Source organism: Streptomyces sp. NPDC003038, assembly GCF_040611115.1.
In the GTDB taxonomy this organism is placed as follows: domain Bacteria; phylum Actinomycetota; class Actinomycetes; order Streptomycetales; family Streptomycetaceae; genus Streptomyces.
This window is the reverse complement of sequence record NZ_JBEXNN010000023.1, coordinates 1-23865: the sequence shown is the minus strand read 5'-3', so window position 1 is coordinate 23865 and position 23865 is coordinate 1. Positions and strand designations below refer to the sequence as shown.

The window sequence follows — 23865 nt, the reverse complement described above, 5'->3', positions numbered from 1 at the left end:
CTCTCCAGACACCTTGAGAGATCTCGCCTGAGGTGCGTCTTGGAGCAGCCTTGCAACCCTGCCGGCAGTCAGCTGCGGGTTGTGGCCGGCGGGTCAGGAGCCGGGGGTGCATGAAGACAGCGAGCGGCAAGGCCGTACTCTGCAGTCGGCAAGACAGGCGCTGGTGATGCGCCGTAGCCGTCCGTTGCAAGTCGGTGACCCAGTTCGCATCAGCAGCCCGACGAACGACCAGGAGGTTGACCGGTGATCACTCTGACCGCAGTCGTAGGAGTGGCCCTCATCGAACTGGGCATGGCCCTGACTCCGGGACCGAACATGATTCACCTCGCCTCTCGCGCGATCACCCAAGGCCGCAGGGCGGGCCTGGTTAGCCTCAGTGGAACCGCCGTGGGATTCGTGTGCTATCTGCTGGCCGCGGCTGCGGGCCTGTCGGCGTTGTTCGCGGCCGTGCCGCTGGCGTTCACGGCGGTCAAACTTGCTGGAGCGGCCTACCTGGCCTACCTCGCTTGGGGCATGCTCAAGCCCGGCGGCCGCTCGCCCTTCGCCCCCGCCCAGGACCTGACTCCGGTCTCTGACGCCCGCCTGTTCTCGATGGGGCTGCTGACGAACCTGCTCAACCCCAAGATCGCTCTTATGTATGCCGCCCTACTGCCCCAGTTCTTGGACCCACAGGCAGGCCCCGCCTGGGGGCAATTGCTCCAGCTCGGTGGGGTGCAGATCATCGTGGGGATCTCGGTGAACGCTCTGATCATGTTGGGCGCAGCGCGGGTGTCGGGTTTTCTGACCGCCCGGCCTCGTGCCATGACTATCCAGCGATTCACGGCGGGTGGCCTGCTCGGCGCCTTCGCGCTGCGCACCGCGTTCTCCCGTACTCCTGTCTCCACCTGAACCCGGCCCGGGTCACCGTGACGCCAGAATAGGGCCCAGCCACTTGCTCCCTTGGGGGCCGTTTCGCCGGTGGCCGCGTGTCTCATGGGACACATCAAAGTCTGGAGAAGGACGGTTTTCGGGCACTGGTCTCCGTAGACGCGGGCCGAGCGGCGCTGCGTTCCAGGCGCGGCTCTGAGATGGCGCCAGCGTTTCCGGAGATCGTGGCCGGGGCCGCGCAACTTCCGGATGCGACCGCGCTGGGCGGCGAGCTGATCGTCTGGGACGCCGCAGGACGGCTCGCCTTCGAGCGACTGCAGGACAGGCTCGCCCGTCGTGGCGCCAGTGCGGTCCGGGCCGCGAGCGAGTGGCCAGCCCACTTCGTCGCGTTCGATCTGCTGCGGCTGTCCGGGACGGACACGACCGGCTGGCCGTACCGGCGGCGCCGGGCGGCGCTGGAGTCCGTGTTCGCCGCACGGCGGCTGTCGGCGCCGTGGGCGCTGTGCCCGTCGACCACCGAGGCGGACACCGTGCGCGAGTGGCTGACGTGGGCATCGGTCGGGACGGAGGGCGTGTTCTTCAAGCGGTTGGAGGATCCGTACCGCCCTTCGGTGCGGGGCGGCAGAAGTACAAGACGTGCGAGACGACGGAGGCGGTCGTCGACGCGGTCGCCGACCCCCTGTCCGCTCCTCGGACGCTGCTGCTGGGCAGGTACGACAACGAGGAACGCCTCCAGTACGTCGGCCGCACCACCACGCGTGCGGCGGGGGCAAGGCCGCCGACGGCCCGGCCGTTGTAGATGACGTGAATGCGGGCCGCGCGTCCCGCGTACAGAGCGTTCTGGAGTGCGGTGATGGCACTCGATTCGGGCCCCGTCCCGGGTGTCGACCGGCGTTGCAAGATCAGGGCCCGTCATAGTCAGTGCGCGGACCCCCCGAATTCCGCATGCTGAGGGTGAAAGGCGTACTCCGCATCGTCGTCTGAGAGCGGAGGGGGAAAGGAGATCCGGTGCGCCTCTGCCCGCGCCTGCGCCAGGAGACGCTCGAACTCTTCGTCGGTCATGGTTCTCACCTCGCGGAAATCCCTTCGGAAGTGATTCGCTGCATGACTACGGCCGGATTGGCCCCGCTGCATACGCAATGACGCCACGCATCGGTGCAGGATTTCAGTGAGGGAACGAAGCCGGTACGGCCGATCGGGGTCTCTCGGTCTTCTGCGGCCAGCCGCACCAGGCAAATCCGCTCCGCTGTGGGCACGCTGATCTCATGCGGCAGGATGTCCACGCCTCCTGCCGCCGTCGGGCTGTGATCACGGTTGACGCCTCTTCTGAAGGTCACAGCCCGACGACTCCTCCCGCAGGAGGAACGTCCCGGTTCCGCATCCCTCCACCACGGCTGGGCCCGGCATCCACATGTGGCGGACCCACCAGTCCTGACCGATCCCGCGGCAGCCCGTGGGCACTGGCACAAGGACCCGTAAGAGGCATTTTCCTCGGTGGCTTGCGCCCCACTCGGCGAGCGAGGCCGCACCAGCTGATTCGTAGCGCCCCCAAGCGGCCGTTGCCGTGCGATTACTGCGCCGTTGGGGTGGTCTCCCCCGCGCGGGGCCGTCCGCGAGCTCGCCGCCTCCGAAGTAACCCCGGGCCTGCCACCACCCTGGGCGGGCCATCAGACATGCGAAAGGTGAACATGCGTACTCTCAGCACTGTCCTCGCTCTCTCCGCCGTTCTCGCGGCGTCCTGCGCGACCCCTGCCCTCGCCTCGGTCTCCGACATCGACCCCCCGGCACAGGTGCTGCCGGCCATGGACCACGGGGGTCTGACCGCGATCGGGCTGACCTCCGACCAGCGTCTGGTGGAGTTCGACGTCGACAGGCCGTCGAAGACCTCGCCGGTGGGCAGGGTGTCGGGCCTGCGGGGTGACACCAAGATCGTCGGCATCGACTTCCGCGTGCAGAACGAGAAGCTCTACGGCGTCGGCGACCGCGGGGGCATCTACATCCTCAACACCACCAACGCGCGGGCCACGAAGGTCTCCCAGCTCACCGTCGCCCTGTCGGGCATGCGCTTCGGGGTCGACTTCAACCCGGCCGCCAACCGGCTGCGCGTCATCTCCGACACCGGACAGAACCTGCGCCACAACATCGACGACGCCGCGGCCCCCCTGGGCACCACCGTCGACGGCACCCTGACCAACCCCACCACCCCGCCGTCGACGGCCATGGGCGTCACCGGCGCCGCCTACACGAACAACGACCTGAAGGCGGCGACCGCGACGACACTGTTCGACCTCGACACGATGGCCGACCGGATCTCCCTGCAGTCCCCGGCCAACGCCGGCACCCTCGCCCCCTCCGGCAACCTCGGCGTGAACGCCGCGCCGGACGCCGGCTTCGACATCTACTACAACGCGAAGGCCGGCACGAACAAGGGGTTCGCCGCCCTCAACACGGGCGGCTCCTACGGCCTGTACGAGATCAACATCCTCAACGGCAAGGCCACCAGCCGGGGCACGTTCCCGGAAAGGCAGCAGGTCACCGACATCGCCCTGCCCCTGAACCAGGAGCGATAGCCGCAACGGGCATCTGACGCGGCCGCCGGGGGGCGGCCGCGCCAGTACTCCCGAGCTCCAAGGCGGAAGGGCCGGGGCCCGCCTGTTGCGGCCCAAGACGCACGCCGGGGTTGCCCGTGACGCGCCGGGCGACCCGCGGCGACATGGACGTCCCTTGCCCGTCCTGTGCCGTGCATCAGGCGGTTGGACAGGCCCGCGCCAGCGTGAACCTGTGCTGGCATGCCCTGTCCACGGCGGACCGGGAACAAGCCCGTGGGCCGAACCCCCGGGAGAGGCTCAGCCCACGAAGCGCTGCCCAGCGCCGTCAATCGAGTGTTACTTCGGCATCAGGACGGTGTCGACGATGTAGACGTTGGCGTTGGCCGTCTTGACGTTGCCGCAGACGACGTTGGACGTGCTGTTGACCTTGTAGGTCTCGCCGGAGCCGGTGGTGGTGAGCTTGGTCGTTTCGAGGGTGTCGAAGGAGCCGTTCTCCAGTTGCTTCGGAGTGAGCTTCTCACCGACGACGTGGTAGGTGAGGATCTTGGTCAGCATGGCCTTGTCGGCGAGGACCTTGTCCAGGTCGGCCTTCGGGATCTTGGCGAAGGCGTCGTTGGTCGGGGCGAAGACGGTGATGTCCTTGGCGTTGTTGAGGGTGTCGACCAGCCCGGCCTGCTTGACCGCGGTGACCAGCGTGGACAGGGCCGGGTTGTTGGAGGCGGCGGTGGCGACCGGGTCCTTGGCCATGCCGTCGAAGGAGCCGGCGCCGTCGGCGGGAACGCCGGCACAGGCCGGGCCGAACGGCTTGTCCATGGTCATCGAGGCGTCCGGTGTCGCCGGCTGGGAGGCAGCGGGGGCGTCGCTGCTCTTGTCCGCGGCGGATCCGGAGGCGGAGTCGCTCCCGAGGTCGGAGCAGGCGGCGAGCGAGAAGGGCAGGACGGCGGCCGCGGCGACGGCGAGGGCAGTACGGCGGAAACGCAGGGTGTTCGACATGATCAGAATCTCCTGTTTGTTCTCTGGATTCGAAAGGGATAGCTAAGGGGTTGTGGTGTGGCAGTGGGACCACCGGCCGGAAGGCCTGGTCTGAGAGGTCATCAAGTGGTGACGAAGACGCTGTGCCAGCCGCTGGCGCCGTCGGGGATGGTCCGGGTGCGTTCCTCGGTCTGGACCTGGCCGTTGCCGTCGGTGGCCCGGACGGTGAGGTTGTGCCCGCCGGGTGTCGGCTTCCAGGGGAAGGACCACTGGCGCCAGGTGTCGATGCTGGCCTGCGGGGCGAGGTCGGCGTCCTGCCAGGGCCCGTCGTCGATCCGCACCTCCACGCGGTCGATGCCGCGGTGCTGGGCCCAGGCGACACCGGCGACCGTGACGACCTCTCCGGTCGGTCGCCCGAAGGGCTTGGGGGTGTCGATGCGGGCCTGGGTCTTGATGGGCGCCTTGCGTGCCCATTTGCGTTTGACCCAGTAGGGGTCGTAGGAGTCGAAGGTGGTGAGCTCGATCTCTTCGATCCATTTGCAGGCCGACACGTATCCGTACAGGCCGGGGACGAGCATGCGTACGGGAAAGCCGTGGTCAAAGGGCAGCGGTTCGCCGTTCATCCCCACCGCCAGGATCGCGTCCCGGCCGTCCATCACGTCCTCGACGGGCGAGCCCAGCGTCATTCCGTCCACCGAGCGGGCGACCAGCTGATCGGCCTTGCCTCCCGTGGACGGCGGCTTGACGCCGCACTCGCGCAGCAGGTCAGCCAGGCGCACGCCGAGCCAGCGGGCGTGGCCGATGTAGGGGCCGCCGACCTCGTTGGAGACACAGGTCAAGGTGATGTCCCGCTCGATCAGCGGACGCTCCAGCAGTTCCTGGAAGGTGTAGGCGTGGGGGCGGGTGACGCCCTTGCCGCGGATGCGCAGCCGCCAGGTGTCCGCGTCGATCTTGGGGACGAGCAGCGCGGTGTCCACCCGGTAGAAGTCCTTGTTCGGGGTGGTGAAGGAGCTGATGCCCTCCGCCTTCAGCTGGACCCCGGCGGGCAGGGCGGGCGCCGGGGAGGCGGGAGCGGGCAGTTTGATCTGTGTGCGGGAGGCGACGGCCCCCTGTCCACTGCGGCCGATGAGGGTCCGTCCCACGAGGCCCGCCCCAGTGGCAGTAACGGCGGTGAGGGAGGCTGCGCCGAGAAATCCCCGGCGTGACCAGACCGAGTCGGTCGGCTCTGAGCCGGCCGGCGAGCCGCTGTGCACTGCCGCTTTCCCGGCGAGGAAGTACAGGGCCGCCGCGCCTACGAGAGCCCCGGCGAGGGACGGCAGCGCGTCCACCGGCCCTTGCGTGTCGGGGCGGCTGAGCGCGGCCGCCGCACCGATCACACCGAACAGGAGAACACCCGCTGCTCCGGCACGCCGGTAGCGCAGGGAGACGATCCCGAGGACGACGCCGAGGAGCCCGAGGACGGCGAGGATGCCGAGCTGGAGGACCAGCTTGTCGCTCTCCCCGAACGTGCGGATAGCGAAATCCTTCACCGGAGCAGGTGTCCGGTCGATGGCGGCGCCGCCCACGACGGTCACCGGCCCGGCCTGCGGCCGCACCAGCGAGGCCACCAGCTCGGCCACGGCCAGCGCCGTGTATCCGGACAGCAGACCGGACACGGCGCCCAGGGCGCCGCGGGCGAAGGACTTACGGAAGGTGCTCACACCTGCCATTCGCTCTGCTCCGTCCGGCGGATTGGTCCTTCCTGCGATCAGCGGGATTTCTTTCTGGAACAGGCACTGCGGGTGGCGGTGCCGACCGCCACCCGCAGCTGGCCCCCTCCTTGAGCCGCGGTGTCCGCCCAGGGCGGGGTGGTGCGGCTATGGACGGGGACCGTCCGGCCCCCTGACTCCCCGTTGTCGACAGCGGGCCGGCGTCTTTAAGCCTTGCTCAGGCGTTGACGCAGGTGTTGCCGAAGGCGGGGTTCAGCAGCCCGATGACGGTGATGGAGTTGCCGCAGGCGTTGATCGGGATGTGGATCGGGATCTGGATCAGGTTGCCTGAGCCGACGCCCGGCGAGTAGGCGGCGACGCCCTGGGCGCCGGCATCGGCGGATGCCGCCGATCCGGCGCCGAGTACTGCAGCCGCGGCGGTGAGGGCCAGCGCAGCACTCTTGAGAACACGGGACATGACTTCCTCCAAAGGTCAGAAACGGAATCCGGAGCCCGTCTCGGGCCCTGGAGAGGCGCTGTCATCGGGCCTCAGCGCTGGTTTCGGTGCCGTGGGCGCAGCGGCTGGGTGGTAGCGGCTGGTTTCGCTCGATCGGATGACTCCCGGGGTGCGGCGTTGCCTGCCGCAGAGCAATCCGCGCAGGTGGTCGCTACGAAGAACGTGCAAGACCAGCAAGACGAATACGGCCGGCCCCGGAAATGGACAGGGGCCGGTCCTTCTCTCGGCGAAAGAGCGGTTGATGGTATCGAGGCGCAAGGGCTGGCCGGGTCTCCGCGGCGCCGGGCCGCGGCAGGGCATGCGGCAACGCGGGACGGGGTGCCGGTGACACAGCCGCTGCAGTTCGGGGACGCAGGTGCGGGCGGGCCGCGGCTGGAAGAAGTGATGGAGTGGGTGAGTCACGGGGACAAGGACGCCTTCGCCGTCCTCTACGACGCGGTCGCCAGCACGGTGTTCGGGATCGCCGTCAAAATCGTCCGGGACCGGGCCCAGTCGGAGGAGGTGGCCCAGGAGGTGATGATCGATCTGTGGCGCCAGGCCGCCCGATACCGTCCGGAACAGGGTTCCGTCACGACCTGAGTGGCGACGATCGCCCACCGCAGGGCAGTGGACCGCGTCCGCTCCGCCCAGGCCTCCGCCAACCGCGAACACGCCACCGCCGTACGCGACCAGGTGCGGCCCTTCGACGAAGTCGCCGAGCAGGTCGAGACCCGGCTGGAGAGCGAGCAGGTACGGCGCTGCCTTCGGGGCCTGACCGAACTCCAGCGCCAGGCCGTGACCCTCGCCTACTACCAGGGCCTGACCTACCGCGAGGTCGCAGAAACACTGCGGTCCCCGCTTGCGACCATCAAAACCCGGATGCGTGACGGACTGATCCGGCTGCGCGACTGCATGGGGGTGACCACATGAAACACGACGAACACCTGCACACCCTCACCGGCGCGTACGCACTCGGCGCACTCACCGGAGAGGAACACCACGCCTTCTCCGCCCACCTCCGGCACTGCGAAGCCTGCCTCCAGGAAGTCCGCGACTTCGAGGCAACGGCCGCCCGCCTGGCCGCAGCGGCCAGCCTGCCCGCGCCCGCCCCGATGCGACAAGCGGTCCTGCGCCACATCGACACCGTTCGCCAGGCGCCCCCGCGCACCCAGCCCCCTGCGCCGGCCCGGCTCACCACAGTCCTGACACGCAGGACCGGAGCGCTCGTCGTCGCCGCGAGCATCGCCGCCGCCGCGGCCTTCGGCGGACTCGCCGCCTGGCAGTACCAGCAAGCCGAGCAAGCCCGTACCCAAGTTCAGCGCACCAACCAGCAGGCCCAGGACCTGGCCGCCGTCATGGCCGCCCCCGATGCCCGGACGGTACACGGACGCACCACCACCGGAGCCACCACGGCTGTGATCACCTCGGCACTGCGCGACAAGGCCGTCTTCGTCAGCAGCGGCCTGCCGACCCCTCCTGCCGGCAAGACCTACCAGCTGTGGTTCGACGATCGCGGCACCATGCGCCCCGCCGGCCTCCTCCACAGCGACGGCGCCGTCATGCTGCAGGGACACCCCGACAGCGCCCGCGCCGTCGGCCTCACCCTCGAACCCGCAGGCGGCTCTCCCCAGCCCACCACCACCCCTCTGGTACTCCTCACCCTCCCCGCCTGACCATGCAACGGTGAGCAGCCGCAAGTGGCGACACGCACAACCCGCTTGGACGCCGGAGCCCTTGGAGCCCCACGCCCGTACATCGCTGATACGGCGAAACCGGCTCATAGAGCCTTCACGCGCGGCTCTCCCGACATACGGGCTGGCATGCCAGGCCCCCTCCAATCCCCAGACGTCGATTCGTTCCAGTAAGGCCACTTTGCTACCTTTCCAATCCCTCCGGCGGCCTGTGCCGAATCCCTTCACGAAGCGCCCTGAGGAACCAGGGGCTGATCATCCGCTCATTCGTGAAACAGAAGGAGGTGAGACCCATGACCGTTTCCGTGCGGACCCGCAACCTGCTTGCGGGCGCAGTCGTCGCCGGGCTTCTGTCGGGTGGCACCATCACCGCCGCCGGCACAGCCGCTGCCGCTTCGGCACCGGCATCGGTGACCACGGCTCTGAACGGGGACCGCGACCGGCATGACCGCTGGGACAGCAAGAACCACCGGTGGGACCGCCACGAGCGCTGCTCATGGACTGACGGGCACTGGGCCAAGACGTGGGTCAAGGGCCACTACGAGAAGAAGTGGCACCACGGCACCTGGCACCCCGGCTGGTCCAGCCAAGACTGGTCCCAGAACCACTGGGTGCCGGGCCACCACGACACCCACTGGGTGCAGGGACACTGGAACTGCCACGACAAGTGGTAACCGATTCGCGTGACTGGGAGGGGGTCCGGGCGCCGCCTGGAACCCCTCTTGTTTCTCTCAGCAGGTGCGGCGGCAACCGCTCACTCGGACACAAGGCCCGACGGTAACCAGCCCGTGAGTAGACCCGTCCCGCATCTGCCCAGAAACAGCCGGTGTGGGCTCCTCCCCGGGCAAGCCTGACACGAGATGGTGGGAGGCACGCCATGACTGATAAGGCCCGCCAGGGTTGGGAAGAGGGGCAGCCGCTGGCTCAGGGGCATCGTCCTGGCCGGCGCAGGCGGCCACACTGGCCTTTGTTCACCTGAGTAATCCTCACGTTCAACCTCGTCATGATGCTATGGCTGGTATTCGGTGTGGCGGCCGCCGGCAAGCACGGTGACAGCTGTGAAACACAGCCGGCCGACGTGGCGGACGCGTGCAGGGCCGGAAACGACGTAGGCACGGCCCTCGGCGCCGGGGCCCTCGTGTTCTTGTGGATGGCCGGAGCCGTGATCCTCGGTGTTCTCTGGCTCGTGACGAACCCGCGCGCGAAGGACCGCCGCAACACAGACACCGGGGAGGGCAACACGTGAGACCGCGGGGCAGTCGCAATCCCAGCACATGCCCGGGAATCACGTCGCGGTCGCTTCTCGCGGTCGTCGACCAGGCAGACTTCGGCACTAGGCATGCTGGGTCGACGCCCTTAGCCGTTGCTGCCGCAAGGCATGAAGCCGGGCTATCCGCCGGTGTGGACGCGGCGGCAGTTGATAGACGGCATACGGTGGCGGACGCGGACCGGCGCCTTGTGGCGCAACGTGCCGACACGTCAAGGGCCGCCGTGGGACCGGAGCCATGACCTGTTCCGGCACTGGCAGCGGGACGGCACCTGGGCCGGGATCGTCACCCAGTTCCAGGTCGAGGCCCACGCGAAGGGCCTGACCACCTGGGACGTGAACGTCGACTCCACGGTCTGCCGGGCCCACCAGCACGCCACCGGGGCGGCGAAAAAGGAAACCTCACGGCCCTGATCATGGCCCATGGCACCCAAGGAAAACGAAGACAAGCCGCCGGTCAGGCGGTCCACGCAGCCGGGCCAGTAGCCGCGAAACGCCAGCAGTAGCCGGTTTCACGTCGACCGCATCTCGGCGGCCCCGCTCATCGGCGGCTGCCCCGGCCGAGCCGCCCCTCCGCCCTGGCGCTTCCGCTGAGCGCGGATCGCCGATTACTCTCCGGTAACCGGCCCACTTCGGGGCCGCTCACGTTCCGGCCAAGGAGCCGTATGCCCTCGTCGACCCGTTCCGCCCGCCTCCTGGGCGGGTTGCTCATCAGTGCCGGACTGGCCCACTTCGCGACGCCGCGCACCTTCGACGCCATCGTCCCGCGCACCCTGCCGGGAACCCCTCGCACCTGGACATACGTCAGCGGCATGGCGGAACTGGCCATCGGCGCGGCGATCATCGCACCCCGCACGCGCCGCACGGGTGCACTTGCCGCGGCCGGGCTGTTCACCGCCGTGTTCCCCGCGAACGTCAAGATGGCGTACGACTGGCGCAACCGTCCGGCACCGTGGGGGGCCCTCGCCGCTGCTCGGCTGCCGTTGCAGGTCCCGCTCGTACTGTGGGCTTTGCGCGTCCGGCGGTCCTGACGCCGCTCCCCGGGCCCGCTGTTACGCCCAGATTGCCGGTGGGCGAGGGTTCCGGCGTTGGCCGGGGACTGGAGCGATATCCCGTCGTGTTGCAACGATCGCTAGAGTCCCCCAACCCTGCGGCACCCCATTGCGCCCTACGCCGTTATTCCCCGCGACACGACCCCGGCTTCCACCCCCACGGCCTTCGCGGTCTGGCGGCTCGGCTGGGTCATGGGCGATCAGGAGCGTCTCTTCAAGTGGCGTGCGAGGAGCTCTGGCGGGGTCACGGACGCCCAGCTCGCCAACCTTCGTCTGGCCTCCCAGATGGGGGCGGCGCTGTTCCGCATAGCCCTTGCGGAGCCGGGCACCGAGGCCGAGGTGACCATCGAGGGCCGCACCCTGCGCTATCCGGCCGAACGGAAGGAGGAAGCCGGCGCCCACAACTGGCAGAAGGCCACTGCCTTCGCCTTGATCACCGGGGCACGCGAGGACCTCGTCCCGCTGGTTCTCACCGGCCCTGCCTTCGCCCGCCCGGACGGCTCCGCCTTCAGCGCGTACCGCGAAGCCCTTCACGCCTACCTGAAGGGCACCGACCCCAAACAGGCCGCGCTGCGCGCGGTGCAGCAGGCCGGGAAGGCCAAGGACTGGGGCTTCGCCATGCCGCCGGCCGTGCTGCTGTCGCAACTCGTGGAGGGCGACGAGGAGAGCTTCAACCTCGCCCTGGCCGACGCGCTCGAAGCCCACCGCGACTACTACCAGGTCGCCGACCGCGCCGACGATCCGGATGCGTCCTGCAACCTCGACATCCTCGCCCTGGCCTGCCATGCCCGCCGCCGCGGCTGGGACATCCGCGTCGCATCCCCCTACCTTCCCCAAGGTCTCCTGCGAGCCGCTGAACCCTTCTAGGGCGGGCTCCGCGACGGCCCGCGCCTGCTTCTGATCGCCGCGAGCGAGGCCCGGGCCACGGTCGGGTACGTGAAGCTGCTGGAGGCGTTCGACCGCACCCCGCGCGGGAAGGGCCGTCAGGCGGGTGATGCGTCCGAGCGGGGCCCGGGTTCGCGTCCGGCAGGGATGCGGCCGGTGAGCAGGATGAGGCGGGCGGCCCGGTGGCGCTGACGGGCCCGCAACGCCGCCGCGAGGGAGGCAACCCTGGCCTGGGGTCCGGGGCCGAGGCGGGGTGGCCCTGGCGGTCCGGTTAAACGCGCCGAGGCGCTTCTCCCACCGACCGCCGGGGCCAGCAACCTGGAACTGCAACTGGCACTGGAAGTGGCCCGCGTCCTCATCGGGGAAGCCCGTCCCGGCGGCCCGCCGGGTCCGGGCGCAGAGGGGGCCGCTCCGTGAAGGGGCCTGGTTGCGGCGAGCGCAGGGTGGCTCGGTCTCATGGTGCGTGTCGTGTCGTTGCCCAGGTGGCCCGCGTTGGCGACGACGATCAGGCGCCGCGTGCAGGCCATGCGCGGGCAAGGTCCCTGGACGGCGCAGGGGCCCTGCCGCGCGTACGCGGCGGGGCCCCTCCATCTGGTAGCCGGGGCGGGATTTGAACCCGCGACCTCTGGGTTATGAGCCCAGCGAGCTACCGACCTGCTCCACCCGGCGGCCTCCACCGTACGACGCGGCGCCAGGCAACTGCGAGCGAATATCCGCAAGATCGGCTCAGGACTGCGGGGCCAGGGTGAGGGCTGGGACATAGCGGCGGAAGCCGCTCGTGGTGAGAGCGGGGAAGTCGAGGACCCTGCGCCACTGTTCCGTGTATGAGCCGATGCCGGCGCCGGGTGCGGCGAGTGCCCGGATATGGGCCTGCTCGCTGTCCCACTCGGCGTAGTTGAGCATCCGGGTGCCGTCCGCGCCGAGGTGGAAGTTGCCGGAGATCCCGCCGGCCGCAGGTGACGGGTCGGTGGCCTGCGCGTCGAGCACCAGGTCCACGAACGCGCGTGCGGCGCCGGGTGTGGCCGGGTCGAAGTCGGCTTCTACGACGACCACGCAGCCGGGGGTCTCGGCCGCCGCGCCGATCGACCGGTACGGCCGGTAGCTGTGCAGGCCCACCCGGACGATGCCCGGCACCGCCGCGTCGATCTCGGCGTTCCGCTCGTCCCGGGAGGTGCGGAAGAACTCCTCGTACGCCGCCTCGTCCGCCCACTGGGAGTAGTGGAACAGCGTGTCACCGTCGGTCCCCGTGAGCACCGTGTACGAGAGAAGCGCCGCGGCCGGCCAGTCCCGGCTCTCCCAGGCCCTTGCGATGGCGTCCACGGCGGCCCGCTGCCGCTCGGCCGTGCCCAGCCGCCAGGTGCTGGCCTTGACGGCGCCGACGCCGCCGCGGGCGAAATCGGGGCGGGTGACGGGCTGGACGATGGACTGGACGATGGGCTTCACGACGGGTCCCCTTCCGTTGACTGGTGCACCGATCCTGCGTCCTCAACCGCGCTTGAGGTCAAGCGCGGGAAGCATGTCCTGGAAGGTGCGGCCGGCGATGGTGCGGGCCTGCGCGTCCGGCAGGCCACTGATGTCCGGCAGCGCGGGTCGAAGAGGCGGCGTAGGGCGGAACGCCGACCAGGTCGGCCCGGCCAGCACAGTACGCTCCGTGGAGTCGCTCCTGACGTTCAGCGCGTACGTCTTCTTCCTGCTGTGGTTCGCTCCCTTCGTGCTCTACGGCGTCGTCCAGTCGATCATCCACGTCTTTCGGACGGCTGACATCCACGAGACGATTCCGCCGGTGCTGGCGATCCTGCTGGTGTGGGAGCTCGCCCTCTTCGACGTGATCAGGGGCGCGTACGACGGCGTGCCGTTCTGGATGCAGGTGGCCCTCACCCTCGGAGCCACTCTGTCCGTGAACGCCGTGGCACTGTGGGAGCTCCGCCGCCTGCGCAACCGGCACGGCGTCACCCTGCGCGGAGCCCTGCTGCGCTGACGTGCGCCTGGCTCGCCCCGTCGTCCGGTTCCCGGGCGGCGCGGGCCGCCGTCTGCTCACGTGTCAGGGCCATACCGGGCGTCCTCCTTCCCGGCGCGGGCGCGTCGTTCCCGCGTCCATGGCGTCAACGACCACTCCCGCTCGGCTCGTTGTGTGCTTCCTCGCCATACGTACGGGAAGTGCCCGGAGGCTACGGTCACAGCCATGCGACTCAGCGAGCCGTTTCACACCAGTGGAGGGTTTGTGCATCCGACTTACCGAAGGCTGGGCGGGGCAGTCGCCGGGTGGCTGCTCGCCCTCAGTGCGATCACCGCCGCTCCGGCCGCCGCAGCTCCTGTCCCACCTGTCGTCGGTGAACTGAAGCGCTACGCCGTAGACAAGGTCTACAGCGCGGGAATCTCGTCCGGCGGCTATATGGCGACCCAGCTCCACGTGGCCTACTCCGGTACGTTCGACGGCTCGGCGGTCTTCGCTTCCGGACCGTACTACTGCGCGCAGAACAACCTGACCAAAGCCCTGAACGCTTGCATGGAGGTCAGCCAGGACCTCCAGCTGAACCAGCTGGAGCAGACCACCCGGGAGTGGTCGGCGCAGGGCAGGATCGACGGTGTGGCGGCGCTGAACGGCGACCCGGTCTACGCCTTCAGCGGCTCCGGTGACTCGACCGTCGAACGCCCTGTGGTCACCGCGCTGAGCGACTATTACAGCCGCTTCGGCGCCCGTGTCCGCTACGACAAGAGCACGAACGCCGGCCACGCCTGGGTCAGCCCGCTCGGTCCGAACGCCTGTACCACCACCGCCGCCCCCTGGATCAACAACTGCGGCATGGACGCCGAGCGGGACTTCCTCGGGCATCTGCTCGGCTCGGTGAACGCACCCGCGAGTACGCCCGGCGGCACCCTGATCCGGTTCGACCAGAACGCGTACGCGCCCGGCGGTGCGGCCAAACCGATATCCATGGACGAGAAGGGATTCGTCTACGTACCCACGAGCTGCGCGAACGGCGTCACCTGCAAGGTGCTCGTCACCCTGCACGGCTGCAAGCAGGGCTACTCCTACCAGGGCTTCGGCACCACGTTCATCGACAAGGCGTACCTCAATGAGTACGCCGACACGAACAACCTGATCGTGCTCTATCCGCAAGCCATCCCGACGGCGACGCTGGACAACCCGAACGGCTGCTGGAACTGGTGGGGTTACCTGAACGACCCCGACTACGCGCGGCACGGCGGCAAACAGATCGAGACGATCATGGGGATGGTGAGGGCGCTCGGCGGGGGCGGCTCGACGACTCCGCCGCCCACGGGCCGCGTCACGCTGCAGAGCGTCGACGCGGAGGACGGCTACATCAAGGCCGCGGGGGACGGCTCCGGCCCGGCCGTCGGCACCCTGGAGAACACGTACGGCCTGGCCCTCGGCCGGGGCAGCGACGGCAAGTTCAACCGGAGCATTCTGTCCTTCGACACCTCCACCATCCCGGCCGGGAAGGACATCAGCCGTGCCTACGTGACGGTGACCAGGAGCAGCGGCTCGGGAGACCCGTGGGCGAGCCCGGCCGGCAACACGCTTCTCATCGACGTGGAGCACGGCTGCCTCGGCGGCTGTGCGGTGGAGGCCTCGGACTGGGCCGCTGCCACGACGGCGGCCGGCGCGGCCGAGATCGCCGCCTTCACCTCCGGAGAGAAGCCCTCCGGCGACCTGTCCGCTTCCGGAGTGTCGGCGATCAACCGCACGGGCAAGACGCAGATCCGACTGCGGTTCGGACAGAACCAGATGTCGACGGCCTACTTGTTCGTCAACAGGAGCACCCGGGCCACCCTGACGATCGAGTACCGGTAGCGCCGCCGCCACCGGTTCACCAGGCGATCACGACGCCCGGGGACCTGGCGCGATACGGCTCCACCCCTTCGACGGAGCCGTATCGCTGCCGGCTGCCGCGTCAGCCGGCGAAGGCCTTGACCTGGCCGTAGACGGTGGCGTCGGTGCGCAGTTCGCTGTGGCCGAGGCAGGCGGTCTGGGTGTTCATGGCGCCGTCGAGGGCGACGGTGCTGTCGGGGTTGATGACCCTGTCGCAGGGAGACCACCAGGTGGCGTACCGCGATGCGCCGGGGGTCTCGTCGCCCGAGTTGAGGCTGTTGAGGAAGGTGGAACCGGGGCGCATCTCCGTGCAAGAGGCTCCGCCGCACCAGTACGCGGTGTCGGTGCCGTGGTTGGGTCCGCCGAGGGAGATCCAGGCGTCCACCTTGGCGTCGCCGCCGAGGTTCTTGGTGTAGTAACGGGCGGACAGTCCACCCATGGAGTGGGTGACGACATCGACCTTCGCCGCGCCGGTGGCGGCGAGTACGCGGTCGATCTCCTGGGCGAGCTGGGAGGCCGTCGTGGCGTTGGACTGGCTTGTGTTGTAGGTCCACTGGTTGAGGTGGCCGGCCGGCCAGCCGTCGGCCATGAAGCGGCTGGCCATCGTGTCCCAGGTGGACCCGTTGGAGTTCCAGCCGTGTACGAAGACGATTGGATCCGGGCCGACTGGAGCGGGTTGTGCACCGGCCGGCGGTGCGTTCAGGCAGAGGGCGGCGAGAGTACTGGCGGCCAGTGTGCCCAGCGCGGCACGACGTGAAATGCGCATGACGTGACTCCGGTTGAGGGGGGAAACAGGAGCGGGGTGGCTCTGTCCGGGGCGGCAGGGCAGGACCGCGCCGACTCTGCTGAAGGGTGGGAGAACGGGGCGACCACCCGTGGGCTCAGGAAGCCCGTAGTGCTGTGCTTGCTTGTTTGTCTGTCTGTCTGTCTGTTTACTTGCTTGCTTGCTTGCTTGCTTGCTTGCCGATCGAGCGATACCTGCAGTCCGCGTTCTCGATCAACTGCGGCAGCGCGTCGCGGTTACGGCTGATCTCGCATTCGATGACCTGGTCGGTCGGCTGGAAGGCTTCGTCGCAGAGGTGGTCGGCCACAGCGAGTGGGGTAGCGCTGTGGTGGAACCCGGCGGGCGGGACGGGGGTAGGCGCCCGCCCGCCGGCGGTTCAGAAGCGGGTGTAGAGGAGCTTGTTGGGGGAGCCGGTCCTGGCGTCCTGGACCTTGCCGTTGGTGGCGCCGTTGACGAGGGCGTCGCGGACCTGGGCGGGTGTGGCGGACCGATTGGCGTGGAGGTAGAGCGCGGCGGCACCGGCCGTGTGCGGTGACGCCATGGAGGTGCCGCTGATGGTCTTCGTGGCCGTGTCGGTGTCCTTCCAGGCGCTCGTGACACTGACACCCGGGGCGAACAGGTCGAGGCAGGTGCCGTAGTTGGAGAAGGAAGCCCGCTTGTCGGAGGTGTCGGTGGCCCCCACCGTGATGGCTTGTGCGACGCGTGCCGGAGAGACGTTGCAGGCATTCTCGGGCTGGCCGAAGAAATTGCCGTTGCCTGCGGCGATGGCGTAGGTGACGCCGGAGGCGATGGAGTTCTTCACCGCGCTGTCCAGTGAGGTGTTGGCGCCGCCGCCCAGGCTCATGTTCGCCACGGCGGGCTCGACGGCGTTGGCGGTGACCCAGTCCACACCGGCGATGACACCGGAATTGGTACCGGAACCCTCGCAGTTCAGCACGCGTACGCCGATGACCTGAGCCCTCTTGGCGACACCATAGGTGGCTCCGGCGGCGGTAGCCGCCACATGAGTACCATGCCCCTGACAATCATTGCCGTTCTGGCCGTCGCCGACGGTGTCGGTTCCGATGGTCGCCCGGCCGCCGAACTCGGCGTGGCTGGTGCGCAAACCGGTGTCGATGACGTACAGACTGACGCTCGGCGCCCTCGTGCTCCACGTGTATGTGCTGTTGAGCGGCAGGTCCCGCTGGTCGATGCGGTCGAGGCCCCACGTGGCGTTGGGCTGCTCTCCGGTGAAGGTGACCTTCGAGTCCTGTTCGACGTAGGCGACACGGGGGTCGGCGGCCAGCCGACGTGCTTGCGCCTGCGTCATGTTCACCGAAAACCCGTTCAGCGCGGTGCGGTACACGTGGGTGAGGCGGCCGTCATTGCGGCGGGTCAGCTCGCCCGCGAGTGAGTCGGTGGACTTCGTGTCCTCCTTGAGGACGACGATCCAGCTGTCGGAGATCGCCGTCTCAGCAGGGGCGAGACGTACGTCGCCCGAAGGGGCGGGCGCGCCCTGGGCGGGTGAACCGGCGAACTGTAGGCCCGCCGTGAGCAGTATCGCGGGGACGAGGGCGCTCACTCGCCGTGTGAGGGGACGCATGTGGTGCACCAGACCTTTCGTTGACCGGATTGCGGTGACGTACGGCTGTAGTGCGCCGCGCCCCTGGGTGGAGGCGTGGTGTGGGGGGCACGCGTGCGTGGTGCTCTGCGGGACGGGCGAGGTGGCAGGGGACCGGGATTTCTGCTGCCCGTGAGGCGCAGGCGCCCCTTGGGGCGGGACCCCGCCGCCGGGGCGGCACCGGACCATGAAGTCGGCGGTGCGCCATGCTCGTCAACAGAGATATCGGAGTCTGTTACCTCGCTGGATGGAAGTGTGCCCGTAGCCCGACGGAGCGTCAAGAGACGGCGCCTACCCCGCTACTTGAGCCTGTCACTGCGATTGCACTGCGATCAAAGCGTCACGTTCACGTGCGCGTCCGCCTGCCGAGCTGATGAAAGACTGTACGGCTACGCCTTCTCCAGCGACATCAGCCCGCGACGGAAGACGGCGGCCGCTTCCTCGGTTCGCCCGCGAATGATCAGACGGTCACCGAGGAGACGGCAGGTCGTCGCCATTTCGAGCATCGCGCCGACATCCTGGTACCGGTCTATCGCCGAGCGGAACAGCGCCTCGGCACCCACCTCGTCACCACGGTCCACCGCTATGTGCGCGCCGATGCGGTCCAGTTCGGCGGCCTGTTCCGGGTCGAGGTAGCCGAGCGCCAGCGTCTTGCACTCCTCGACCAAGGCACCCGCCTCGGCCGTGCGGCCCATCGTGCGCAGTACGTCAGCGAGTTCCGCGGTCGCGTTGACCTGCCGCGGCAGTGCGTGCGTCTCGGCGAACACGTCCGCCGCGTGGCGGAGCCGGCCCTCCGCCCGGGCGAGGTCTCCCTTGCGGGCCGAGAGGTATCCCTGGGCGAAGTGGCACATGCCGACCTCGGTGCGCAGCCGCAGGTGCTCGTACAGGGCTACGGCCCGCGTGAGGACCTGCTCCGCCTCCTCGTAGCGAGCCTGCGCGGTCAGCACACGGTTGACGTGGTAGTAGCCCTGCGCCAGAACCTCGGGATCCTTCACCTGGGGAGCCATCTCCAACGCGGCGTCGGCGGCGGCTTGTGCCTGCTCCACGTCGCCCCGCTCGACGCGCGGCAGCACCGTTGCCGCGCGGAGCGCGAACTTGGCAGCCGTCTCCCCGTTCTGGGGAGCCGCCCTGAGCTCGTCCTCGGCCAGTGCGAGGGCCTCGAAGATCGCGCCGCGGGCGAACAGCGCTCCCATCCTGCCCATCACGGCAGGCAGCCGGACGTTCAGGGGCTGCTGGTCCAGCAGCTCTTCGGCCGCGGTGAACATCTCCAGTGCGCGATCGGGGTTGCCTTGGTGCCGGGCGATCAACCCCAGCCCGCAGAAGCCGGTGGCGCTGAGTTCCGGGTCGCGGTGGACCCCGGCGGCGGAGACCACCTCCTGGTACACGGCGGACGCCTGCGCCACCTCCCCACGGGAGAGGGCGAGCCGGGCATCGGCGGCCGCGGTACGCAGCGCCCGGCGCCGGCCCGGCTCGTACGGATAGCAGAGGTCCTCCATGGCGACACCGAGGCGCTCGGCGAAGTACGAACTCGCGCGAGGGGACGGGGTGCGCTTGCCTCCCTCGATCGACGACACGTAGGCGCGGGTGAAAACGTCACCGGCCAGGTAGGCCTGGGTGGCACCCTGCTGAGTGCGCAGCCGCAGCATCCGCGCCCCGATCCCCTCGACGTCGGCTCCCAGGGGAAACACATCATCAGACATGGCCGTCACTCTAGGCCCTTCCTATCATCCGGTTTTCGACACCTGTCTCGACCGGTGCCAACAACTCCGCCCAGGTGAGCCTGGCTTGACGTCTTGACGTTTTCCCGGATGTGACACCACGCTCCGCCCAGCGAGGTAACGGCGGCCCTCCGCCCAGGGAGTAGCGACGGACGGGTCGAGGGGAACCGCGAAAGCCGGACGGGGCAGATCACCGGTAGGGGCAAGGAGCTGGCGGAGGCGGCGCACGGCCTTCCCCGCGCCCCACCAGCGGGGCTTCCCGGATGAGGATCCGTCGGCGAGCCTGTTCGGCGCGCCGCGCCGGGACGGCCGTCACGGGTGTGGGACGGCGGTGCGTGGCTCACGGCGCAGTACCGCGGGACACCGGTGAAGAGGCCTCGACCCTCAGCCTGCTGGTCCGCAGCCCCGGCTCCAGGCTCAGGGTGACCACCACCGAGGCGGCCGCCAGCAGGGACATGGCGACGCCGGCCGACGTGTACTGGGCCACCGCCCCGGCGAGCGCCGCGCAGACCCCCTGCATGGTGAGCGTTCCGGCGGAGTGCAGACCGAGGGCCTGGCCCTGGGTACCCTCCGGGATCAGGGCGACGAGGCGCTCCTGCATCAGCAGTCCGCCCGAGTATCCGGCGGAGGCCAGGGTGACGACGGCCGTCGCCAGGACCGGGCCCGGCTCCAGGGCGAAGACCAAGTACGGGACGGCGAGCAGCAGTCGCAAGGGGGACGCCAGCCGGGCCCGCAGGCGTGGAGACAGGTAGCGCCCGGCGACGGTGTCCCCCACCAGCATCCCGGCGGCGGCGCAGCCGAACAGCAGCCCGGCGTGCCCGGCGTCGTACGGGACGAAGAGTGACTCGCAGCCGACGATCAGGCCGTTGGGCACCCACAGGGCGAGGTACAGGGTGCGACGGGACGGGTCAGAGAGCAAGGTGACATTGGAGCGCCAGGTCTGGGTCGGTGACGGCCTGCCGCTTGTCCGGGGTGGGCGCCGGCGCAGTCCGAGGCGCACGGTGAGAGCGGCGGCCAGCGCGAGGGCCACCGCCGCGAGCAGCGCCCCGCGGGGGGACAGCGCGGCGATCAGCACCCCGCCGACGGCGAACCCGGCGATCTGCGTGACGCCTGCGCAGACGGCGAGCAGCGACCGGCCCCGGAGGTAGTCCCCGGGTGGAAGGATCTCGGCGAGCAGCCCGTAGCGCACCCCTCCCGCCAGTGAGTCGGCGAGCCCCTGGCCGAGGAGAACCGCGAACACCGCCCACAGCGGCAGCCCGGGCAGGGCGAGAAGGGCGGTGCCGAGCGCTGCGAAGGCGGCGAAGGCGGCGAGGGCGGCGCGCGGCGCCAACCGGTCGGCGGCCGAGAGCAGCAGGGTCGCGCCCAGCACCTGGGCGAGTGAGGGCCCGAACATGCTGAGCGCGGAGAGCAGCGGGCTGCCGGTGCGGTCGTAGACGAGGACGGCGAGCGCGAGTCCGCTCACGGTGGAGGCGCCGACGCGCAACGCGGCGGCGGCGAAGAAGGGTGTGAACTCGGGGACGCGGGCGAGCGAGCGGTAGGTGCGGGGCATGCGGGGAGTCTCGGGGCACCCCTCGGAGCGGCCTAATGTTTCGCGTACGGGTGAAAACCCGGCCGATCGCGAAGGAGCTGAGGACGGCATGGGCTGGTGGCGGATCGACACCGACGCGCTCGCGGAGAGCCGGTTCGTCGTGTCCGCGCTGGCCGAGACGACGGCCGCGCTGATGGCGCTGGAGTGGCAGACCGCCGGACATCCGGCGGACCGGACCTGGCTGATGGACCGACTCCCGTACTACCGGGCCTACATGGCGGCCGATCCGGTCACCGCGCAGCTGGTCCGGGCGGCCCTGGGTCGGTTGTGGATCGCCGACTTCCTGACCCCGCCCCCGGACGGGCGGCCCTTCGAGGAGGAACTGGCGGAGGTCCGCGCGACCCCGGACGCGGTGGTCCGTACGGATCTGCGTGCGGCGTCCGCGCTGCCCGAGGCCCTCGTCCACGCCTCCGGGCTCGGCCCGCGGGCGGCGGAGCTGCTGGAGTGGGTGTGGACGGAGGCCGTACGTCCGGACTGGGACCGGCGGCGCCGCGTGGCCGAGGCCGACATCCTCGTCCGCACCCGCCAGTTGGGCCTCGGGGGATGGGCGGCGGCCCTCTCGGGGATGCGGCCGGGGATGGCCTGGCTCGGCGCGGGCCGACTGCGGATCAATCTCCAGGACCGGCAGCCGCGCGAGCTGTCGGCGCAGGCAGGGCTGGTGTTCGTACCGGTGACGCACGGGCACGGCTGGGTCGCCTGGAACGGGACGGACCGGCATGCTCTGGTGTATCCGTGCGAGGGCCAGCTCACACAGGCAGCGCGGGCCGCCGCCACGCCACAGGCGTTGGTCCGGCTGCTGGGGCCGGTCCGGGCGCGGGTCCTGGTGCTGCTGGAGAGTCCGAAGTCGACGACGCAGCTGGCGGCGTTGACCGGCGTCAGTCTGGGAGCGGTCGCCGGACAGCTGAAGGTGCTGCTCGCCGCCGGGCTGATCCTGCGGAGGCGAGCGGGCCGGACCGTGCTCTACAGCCGGGTCGCGGCCGGTGATGTGCTGGTGTCGGCGGCGACGGGTTCCCAAGGAGATGACCGCGGTTGACGTCCCGGCTTCACCCCGTGGCCCGCGAGAGCCGAGAGGCGAGGAGCGAGGGGGCGAACGCGAAGAGCGGGGCAGCCGGCACGCATGTTTTGTAGACTCCTCCCCCAGCGGGACCGCGCGGTCCCGCAGGGTGCGGGGCTGTGGCAGAGCGGGCTATTGCAGCCGTCGGTACGGGAGGTCCCCGGTACCGGCGTCGAGAGGCCGGCGGGCGGACCTGGCCGCAGGCCCCGCGGGTTCAAATCCCGTCGGCTCCGCACCCGTTCCCGCACCCCGCCGCTCCGTGCGGTGGCCCGGACCGCTCACGCCTCGTCGACCGTCTTGCTGGTGTCGAGGGCGGGGTTGGGGGTGAGGATGCGGCGCAGGATCGCCTCGACCTCGTCCCGGCTGGGCGGGTTGCTGTTGGCGAGGCCGCGCAGGGTGATGCCGTTGGTCGCGGCCGCGACGGCGGCGGCTGTCACGGGGTCGGTGTAGTGGGAGGCGGCCCGGATGTTGAGCTCGGTGTACTGGTCGGCGACCGCGCGCAGTTCGGGGCGGCGCAGGGCGGCGAGGTAGAGCTCGAACTCCATGACGTTCTGTCCGCGCCCGGCCTCCGTGAAACTGCCCATCAGCGCGTCGGTGAGCAGGACCGCGAACTGCTCGGGGCTCAGGTCGGGCCGCTGCGCGGTCCAGGCCTCCAGGTAGGCGCCGAAACGGTTCACGGCCCGCTGTAGGGCAGCCTTGATCAGGTCCTCGCGGGTGGCGAAGTGGTAGGTGGTCGCCCCCAGCGGGACCCCGGCCTCCTCGGCGACCGCCCGGTGGGTGAGCCCCTCGATGCCGCGCGCGGCGATGACCCGCTCGGTGGCGGTCACGATCTCCTCGATCCGCCGCTCCGGGTCCCGCCGCCGACGCGGCGCATCTGGCTGGCCTGCCCCTACGGAGCCGCTGGGATTCCGGGGTGCGGACGGCATGGGCACTCCTCGTGTGGATGGACTCCCATAGTAGTACGTGCGTATCACAGTCATGCCTCATCCGGGAGGAGACGGCCTCACTGAACCGGTCTGTGGTGCCTGTCGCGGGCCCTGGCCGCGCGCCTTCCGTTGCGTATGCGTCGAGCAAGGGACCTTATGTCCGGTTTGCGCACTCCTCGGGAGACTTGTACAGTACAGATGTACCGTTCATTGGAAGTGCGTAGTCCGGCCGCGGTTCTCGCGGACCGGCGCCCCGCGAATCCAGAAGGAGAAGTGTCATGAAGACCAGTGGTGTGGCCCCGTGCCTGGGCGTGAAGGACACCAAGGCATCCGTCGAGTTCTACGAGAGCCTCGGTTTCAGCGCGGCCCCGGGCAGCGACAACCCCGAGGACGACATCCGCATGATCACCTGGCAGGGCGACTTCGCCTTCATGGTCTACCACCACGACAACCTGCGGCAGTGGCTCCCCGAGCTGAAGGACTTCCCCGTCGGCGCGTTCGGCATGTTCTACCTGAACGTGCAGGACTACGACGCCTACACCGAGAAGATCCGCCCCCTGGTGAACGTCATCAAGGAGCATCTGGAGGGCGGCACCAAGATGCTCTACTTCCGGGACCCCGACGGCTACATCTTCGGCGTCGTCCCGGAACAGGAATGGTGAGCCGCCCCTCCTGAGGAGAACAGGACTGTCCCGGGCCTCGGCCACCGCTCCTCCCCCGGCCTCCCGAAGCCGCACGGGAAGCCCGGCAATACAGCGGCGATGACAGCGGCGCCACGTCAGCGATGAGGGCCCGACCGGCGCGCGCCGGGCGGGCCAACAAGGTCGACCCCACCTCAGAACTCCCGTAACTCCAAGAATACTAGCGGGAGCAGGCGTCTTGGAGCAGAGATC

General features: G+C 69.7%; 25 protein-coding genes, 2 tRNA genes and 1 pseudogene. 15 read left to right on the top strand and 13 right to left on the bottom strand.

Going from position 1 to position 23865, the window contains the following annotated elements:
- The first annotated feature begins 243 nt into the window (after window positions 1–243).
- On the top strand, window positions 244–888 hold the full coding sequence (locus ABZX75_RS24970) for a LysE family translocator (RefSeq protein ID WP_355414157.1): 645 nt from the start codon (window positions 244–246) through the stop codon (window positions 886–888).
- A 77-nt stretch (window positions 889–965) separates the two neighbouring features.
- A complete protein-coding gene (locus ABZX75_RS24965; protein ID WP_355414155.1) occupies window positions 966–1670 on the top strand; it encodes an ATP-dependent DNA ligase in 705 nt (234 codons plus the stop codon).
- 115 nt (window positions 1671–1785) lie between these two features.
- On the opposite strand, the gene ABZX75_RS24960 is transcribed toward ABZX75_RS24965, so the two are convergent.
- Together ABZX75_RS24960 and ABZX75_RS24955 are read right to left on the bottom strand one after the other, a co-directional pair.
- A complete protein-coding gene (locus ABZX75_RS24960; RefSeq protein ID WP_355414153.1) occupies window positions 1786–1929 on the bottom strand; it encodes a hypothetical protein in 144 nt (47 codons plus the stop codon).
- 5 nt (window positions 1930–1934) lie between these two features.
- Entirely contained in the window at window positions 1935–2150 is a 216-nt protein-coding gene (locus ABZX75_RS24955; RefSeq protein ID WP_355414151.1) for a hypothetical protein, read from the bottom strand.
- Window positions 2151–2555: 405 nt separating this feature from the next.
- Between ABZX75_RS24955 and ABZX75_RS24950 the strand changes: the two genes are divergently transcribed.
- Window positions 2556–3437: a DUF4394 domain-containing protein gene (locus ABZX75_RS24950; RefSeq protein ID WP_355414149.1), complete on the top strand. Its 882-nt coding sequence runs from the start codon at window positions 2556–2558 to the stop codon at window positions 3435–3437.
- A gap of 315 nt (window positions 3438–3752) precedes the next feature.
- On the opposite strand, the gene ABZX75_RS24945 is transcribed toward ABZX75_RS24950, so the two are convergent.
- The 3 genes from ABZX75_RS24945 to ABZX75_RS24935 form a co-directional block, all read right to left on the bottom strand.
- Entirely contained in the window at window positions 3753–4409 is a 657-nt protein-coding gene (locus ABZX75_RS24945; RefSeq protein ID WP_355414147.1) for a fasciclin domain-containing protein, read from the bottom strand.
- A gap of 101 nt (window positions 4410–4510) precedes the next feature.
- Window positions 4511–6097 (bottom strand): molybdopterin-dependent oxidoreductase, encoded by a 1587-nt coding sequence (locus tag ABZX75_RS24940; protein ID WP_355414145.1) that lies wholly within the window; start codon window positions 6095–6097, stop codon window positions 4511–4513.
- Window positions 6098–6314: 217 nt separating this feature from the next.
- The gene (locus ABZX75_RS24935; protein ID WP_355414143.1) at window positions 6315–6554 is read right to left on the bottom strand and encodes a chaplin; all 240 of its coding nucleotides are present in this window, start codon (window positions 6552–6554) and stop codon (window positions 6315–6317) included.
- Window positions 6555–6977: 423 nt separating this feature from the next.
- Here ABZX75_RS24935 and sigK point away from each other — a divergent pair.
- The 7 genes and pseudogenes from sigK (at window position 6978) to ABZX75_RS24900 (ending at window position 11449) form a co-directional block, all read left to right on the top strand.
- A pseudogene (gene sigK / locus ABZX75_RS24930) lies at window positions 6978–7502 on the top strand (ECF RNA polymerase sigma factor SigK).
- Window positions 7499–8245, top strand: a complete 747-nt coding sequence (locus tag ABZX75_RS24925) for an anti-sigma factor (RefSeq protein ID WP_355414141.1) — start codon at window positions 7499–7501, stop codon at window positions 8243–8245. Before sigK ends, ABZX75_RS24925 begins: the two are co-directional and overlap by 4 nt.
- A 311-nt stretch (window positions 8246–8556) precedes the next feature.
- Window positions 8557–8937, top strand: a complete 381-nt coding sequence (locus ABZX75_RS24920; protein ID WP_355414139.1) for a hypothetical protein — start codon at window positions 8557–8559, stop codon at window positions 8935–8937.
- Window positions 8938–9266: 329 nt separating this feature from the next.
- Complete coding sequence (locus ABZX75_RS24915; protein ID WP_355414137.1) at window positions 9267–9509, top strand: hypothetical protein; 243 nt, start codon at window positions 9267–9269, stop codon at window positions 9507–9509.
- Between the two features lie 117 nt (window positions 9510–9626).
- On the top strand, window positions 9627–9944 hold the full coding sequence (locus ABZX75_RS24910; RefSeq protein WP_355414135.1) for a transposase: 318 nt from the start codon (window positions 9627–9629) through the stop codon (window positions 9942–9944).
- Between the two features lie 251 nt (window positions 9945–10195).
- Window positions 10196–10561 carry a MauE/DoxX family redox-associated membrane protein gene (locus ABZX75_RS24905; protein ID WP_355414133.1) on the top strand — a complete coding sequence of 122 codons (366 nt, stop codon included), beginning with the start codon at window positions 10196–10198 and terminating at the stop codon, window positions 10559–10561.
- 213 nt (window positions 10562–10774) lie between these two features.
- Entirely contained in the window at window positions 10775–11449 is a 675-nt protein-coding gene (locus tag ABZX75_RS24900) for an immunity 49 family protein (RefSeq protein WP_355414131.1), read from the top strand.
- Window positions 11450–12059: 610 nt separating this feature from the next.
- On the opposite strand, the gene ABZX75_RS24895 is transcribed toward ABZX75_RS24900, so the two are convergent.
- Together ABZX75_RS24895 and ABZX75_RS24890 are read right to left on the bottom strand one after the other, a co-directional pair.
- A tRNA-Met gene (locus tag ABZX75_RS24895) sits at window positions 12060–12136 on the bottom strand.
- Window positions 12137–12193: 57 nt separating this feature from the next.
- Window positions 12194–12910 carry an antibiotic biosynthesis monooxygenase gene (locus ABZX75_RS24890; protein ID WP_355414129.1) on the bottom strand — a complete coding sequence of 239 codons (717 nt, stop codon included), beginning with the start codon at window positions 12908–12910 and terminating at the stop codon, window positions 12194–12196.
- A 208-nt stretch (window positions 12911–13118) separates the two neighbouring features.
- Here ABZX75_RS24890 and ABZX75_RS24885 point away from each other — a divergent pair, with 208 nt between their 5' ends.
- Both ABZX75_RS24885 and ABZX75_RS24880 read left to right on the top strand, forming a co-directional pair.
- A complete protein-coding gene (locus ABZX75_RS24885; RefSeq protein ID WP_355414127.1) occupies window positions 13119–13445 on the top strand; it encodes a hypothetical protein in 327 nt (108 codons plus the stop codon).
- Between the two features lie 243 nt (window positions 13446–13688).
- Window positions 13689–15284: a PHB depolymerase family esterase gene (locus ABZX75_RS24880; protein ID WP_355414125.1), complete on the top strand. Its 1596-nt coding sequence runs from the start codon at window positions 13689–13691 to the stop codon at window positions 15282–15284.
- A 100-nt stretch (window positions 15285–15384) separates the two neighbouring features.
- Here ABZX75_RS24880 and ABZX75_RS24875 read toward each other — a convergent pair whose 3' ends face one another.
- From ABZX75_RS24875 to ABZX75_RS24855, 5 genes are all read right to left on the bottom strand, one after another.
- Window positions 15385–16068: a triacylglycerol lipase gene (locus ABZX75_RS24875; protein ID WP_355414123.1), complete on the bottom strand. Its 684-nt coding sequence runs from the start codon at window positions 16066–16068 to the stop codon at window positions 15385–15387.
- Window positions 16069–16234: 166 nt separating this feature from the next.
- Window positions 16235–16393, bottom strand: coding sequence for a hypothetical protein (locus ABZX75_RS24870; RefSeq protein ID WP_355414277.1), 159 nt, complete (start codon window positions 16391–16393; stop codon window positions 16235–16237).
- A gap of 69 nt (window positions 16394–16462) precedes the next feature.
- Complete coding sequence (locus ABZX75_RS24865; protein WP_355414121.1) at window positions 16463–17668, bottom strand: S8 family peptidase; 1206 nt, start codon at window positions 17666–17668, stop codon at window positions 16463–16465.
- A 407-nt stretch (window positions 17669–18075) separates the two neighbouring features.
- Entirely contained in the window at window positions 18076–19386 is a 1311-nt protein-coding gene (locus ABZX75_RS24860) for a tetratricopeptide repeat protein (RefSeq protein ID WP_355414118.1), read from the bottom strand.
- A gap of 358 nt (window positions 19387–19744) precedes the next feature.
- Window positions 19745–20953 carry an MFS transporter gene (locus ABZX75_RS24855; protein ID WP_355414116.1) on the bottom strand — a complete coding sequence of 403 codons (1209 nt, stop codon included), beginning with the start codon at window positions 20951–20953 and terminating at the stop codon, window positions 19745–19747.
- An 88-nt stretch (window positions 20954–21041) separates the two neighbouring features.
- Between ABZX75_RS24855 and ABZX75_RS24850 the strand changes: the two genes are divergently transcribed.
- Together ABZX75_RS24850 and ABZX75_RS24845 are read left to right on the top strand one after the other, a co-directional pair.
- On the top strand, window positions 21042–22025 hold the full coding sequence (locus ABZX75_RS24850) for a winged helix-turn-helix domain-containing protein (protein WP_355414114.1): 984 nt from the start codon (window positions 21042–21044) through the stop codon (window positions 22023–22025).
- 134 nt (window positions 22026–22159) lie between these two features.
- Window positions 22160–22279 (top strand) — tRNA-OTHER (locus tag ABZX75_RS24845).
- 45 nt (window positions 22280–22324) lie between these two features.
- Here ABZX75_RS24845 and ABZX75_RS24840 read toward each other — a convergent pair.
- Window positions 22325–22972 carry a TetR family transcriptional regulator gene (locus ABZX75_RS24840; protein ID WP_355414112.1) on the bottom strand — a complete coding sequence of 216 codons (648 nt, stop codon included), beginning with the start codon at window positions 22970–22972 and terminating at the stop codon, window positions 22325–22327.
- Between the two features lie 278 nt (window positions 22973–23250).
- Between ABZX75_RS24840 and ABZX75_RS24835 the strand changes: the two genes are divergently transcribed.
- Window positions 23251–23634 carry a VOC family protein gene (locus ABZX75_RS24835; protein ID WP_355414110.1) on the top strand — a complete coding sequence of 128 codons (384 nt, stop codon included), beginning with the start codon at window positions 23251–23253 and terminating at the stop codon, window positions 23632–23634.
- Window positions 23635–23865 lie beyond the last annotated feature (231 nt).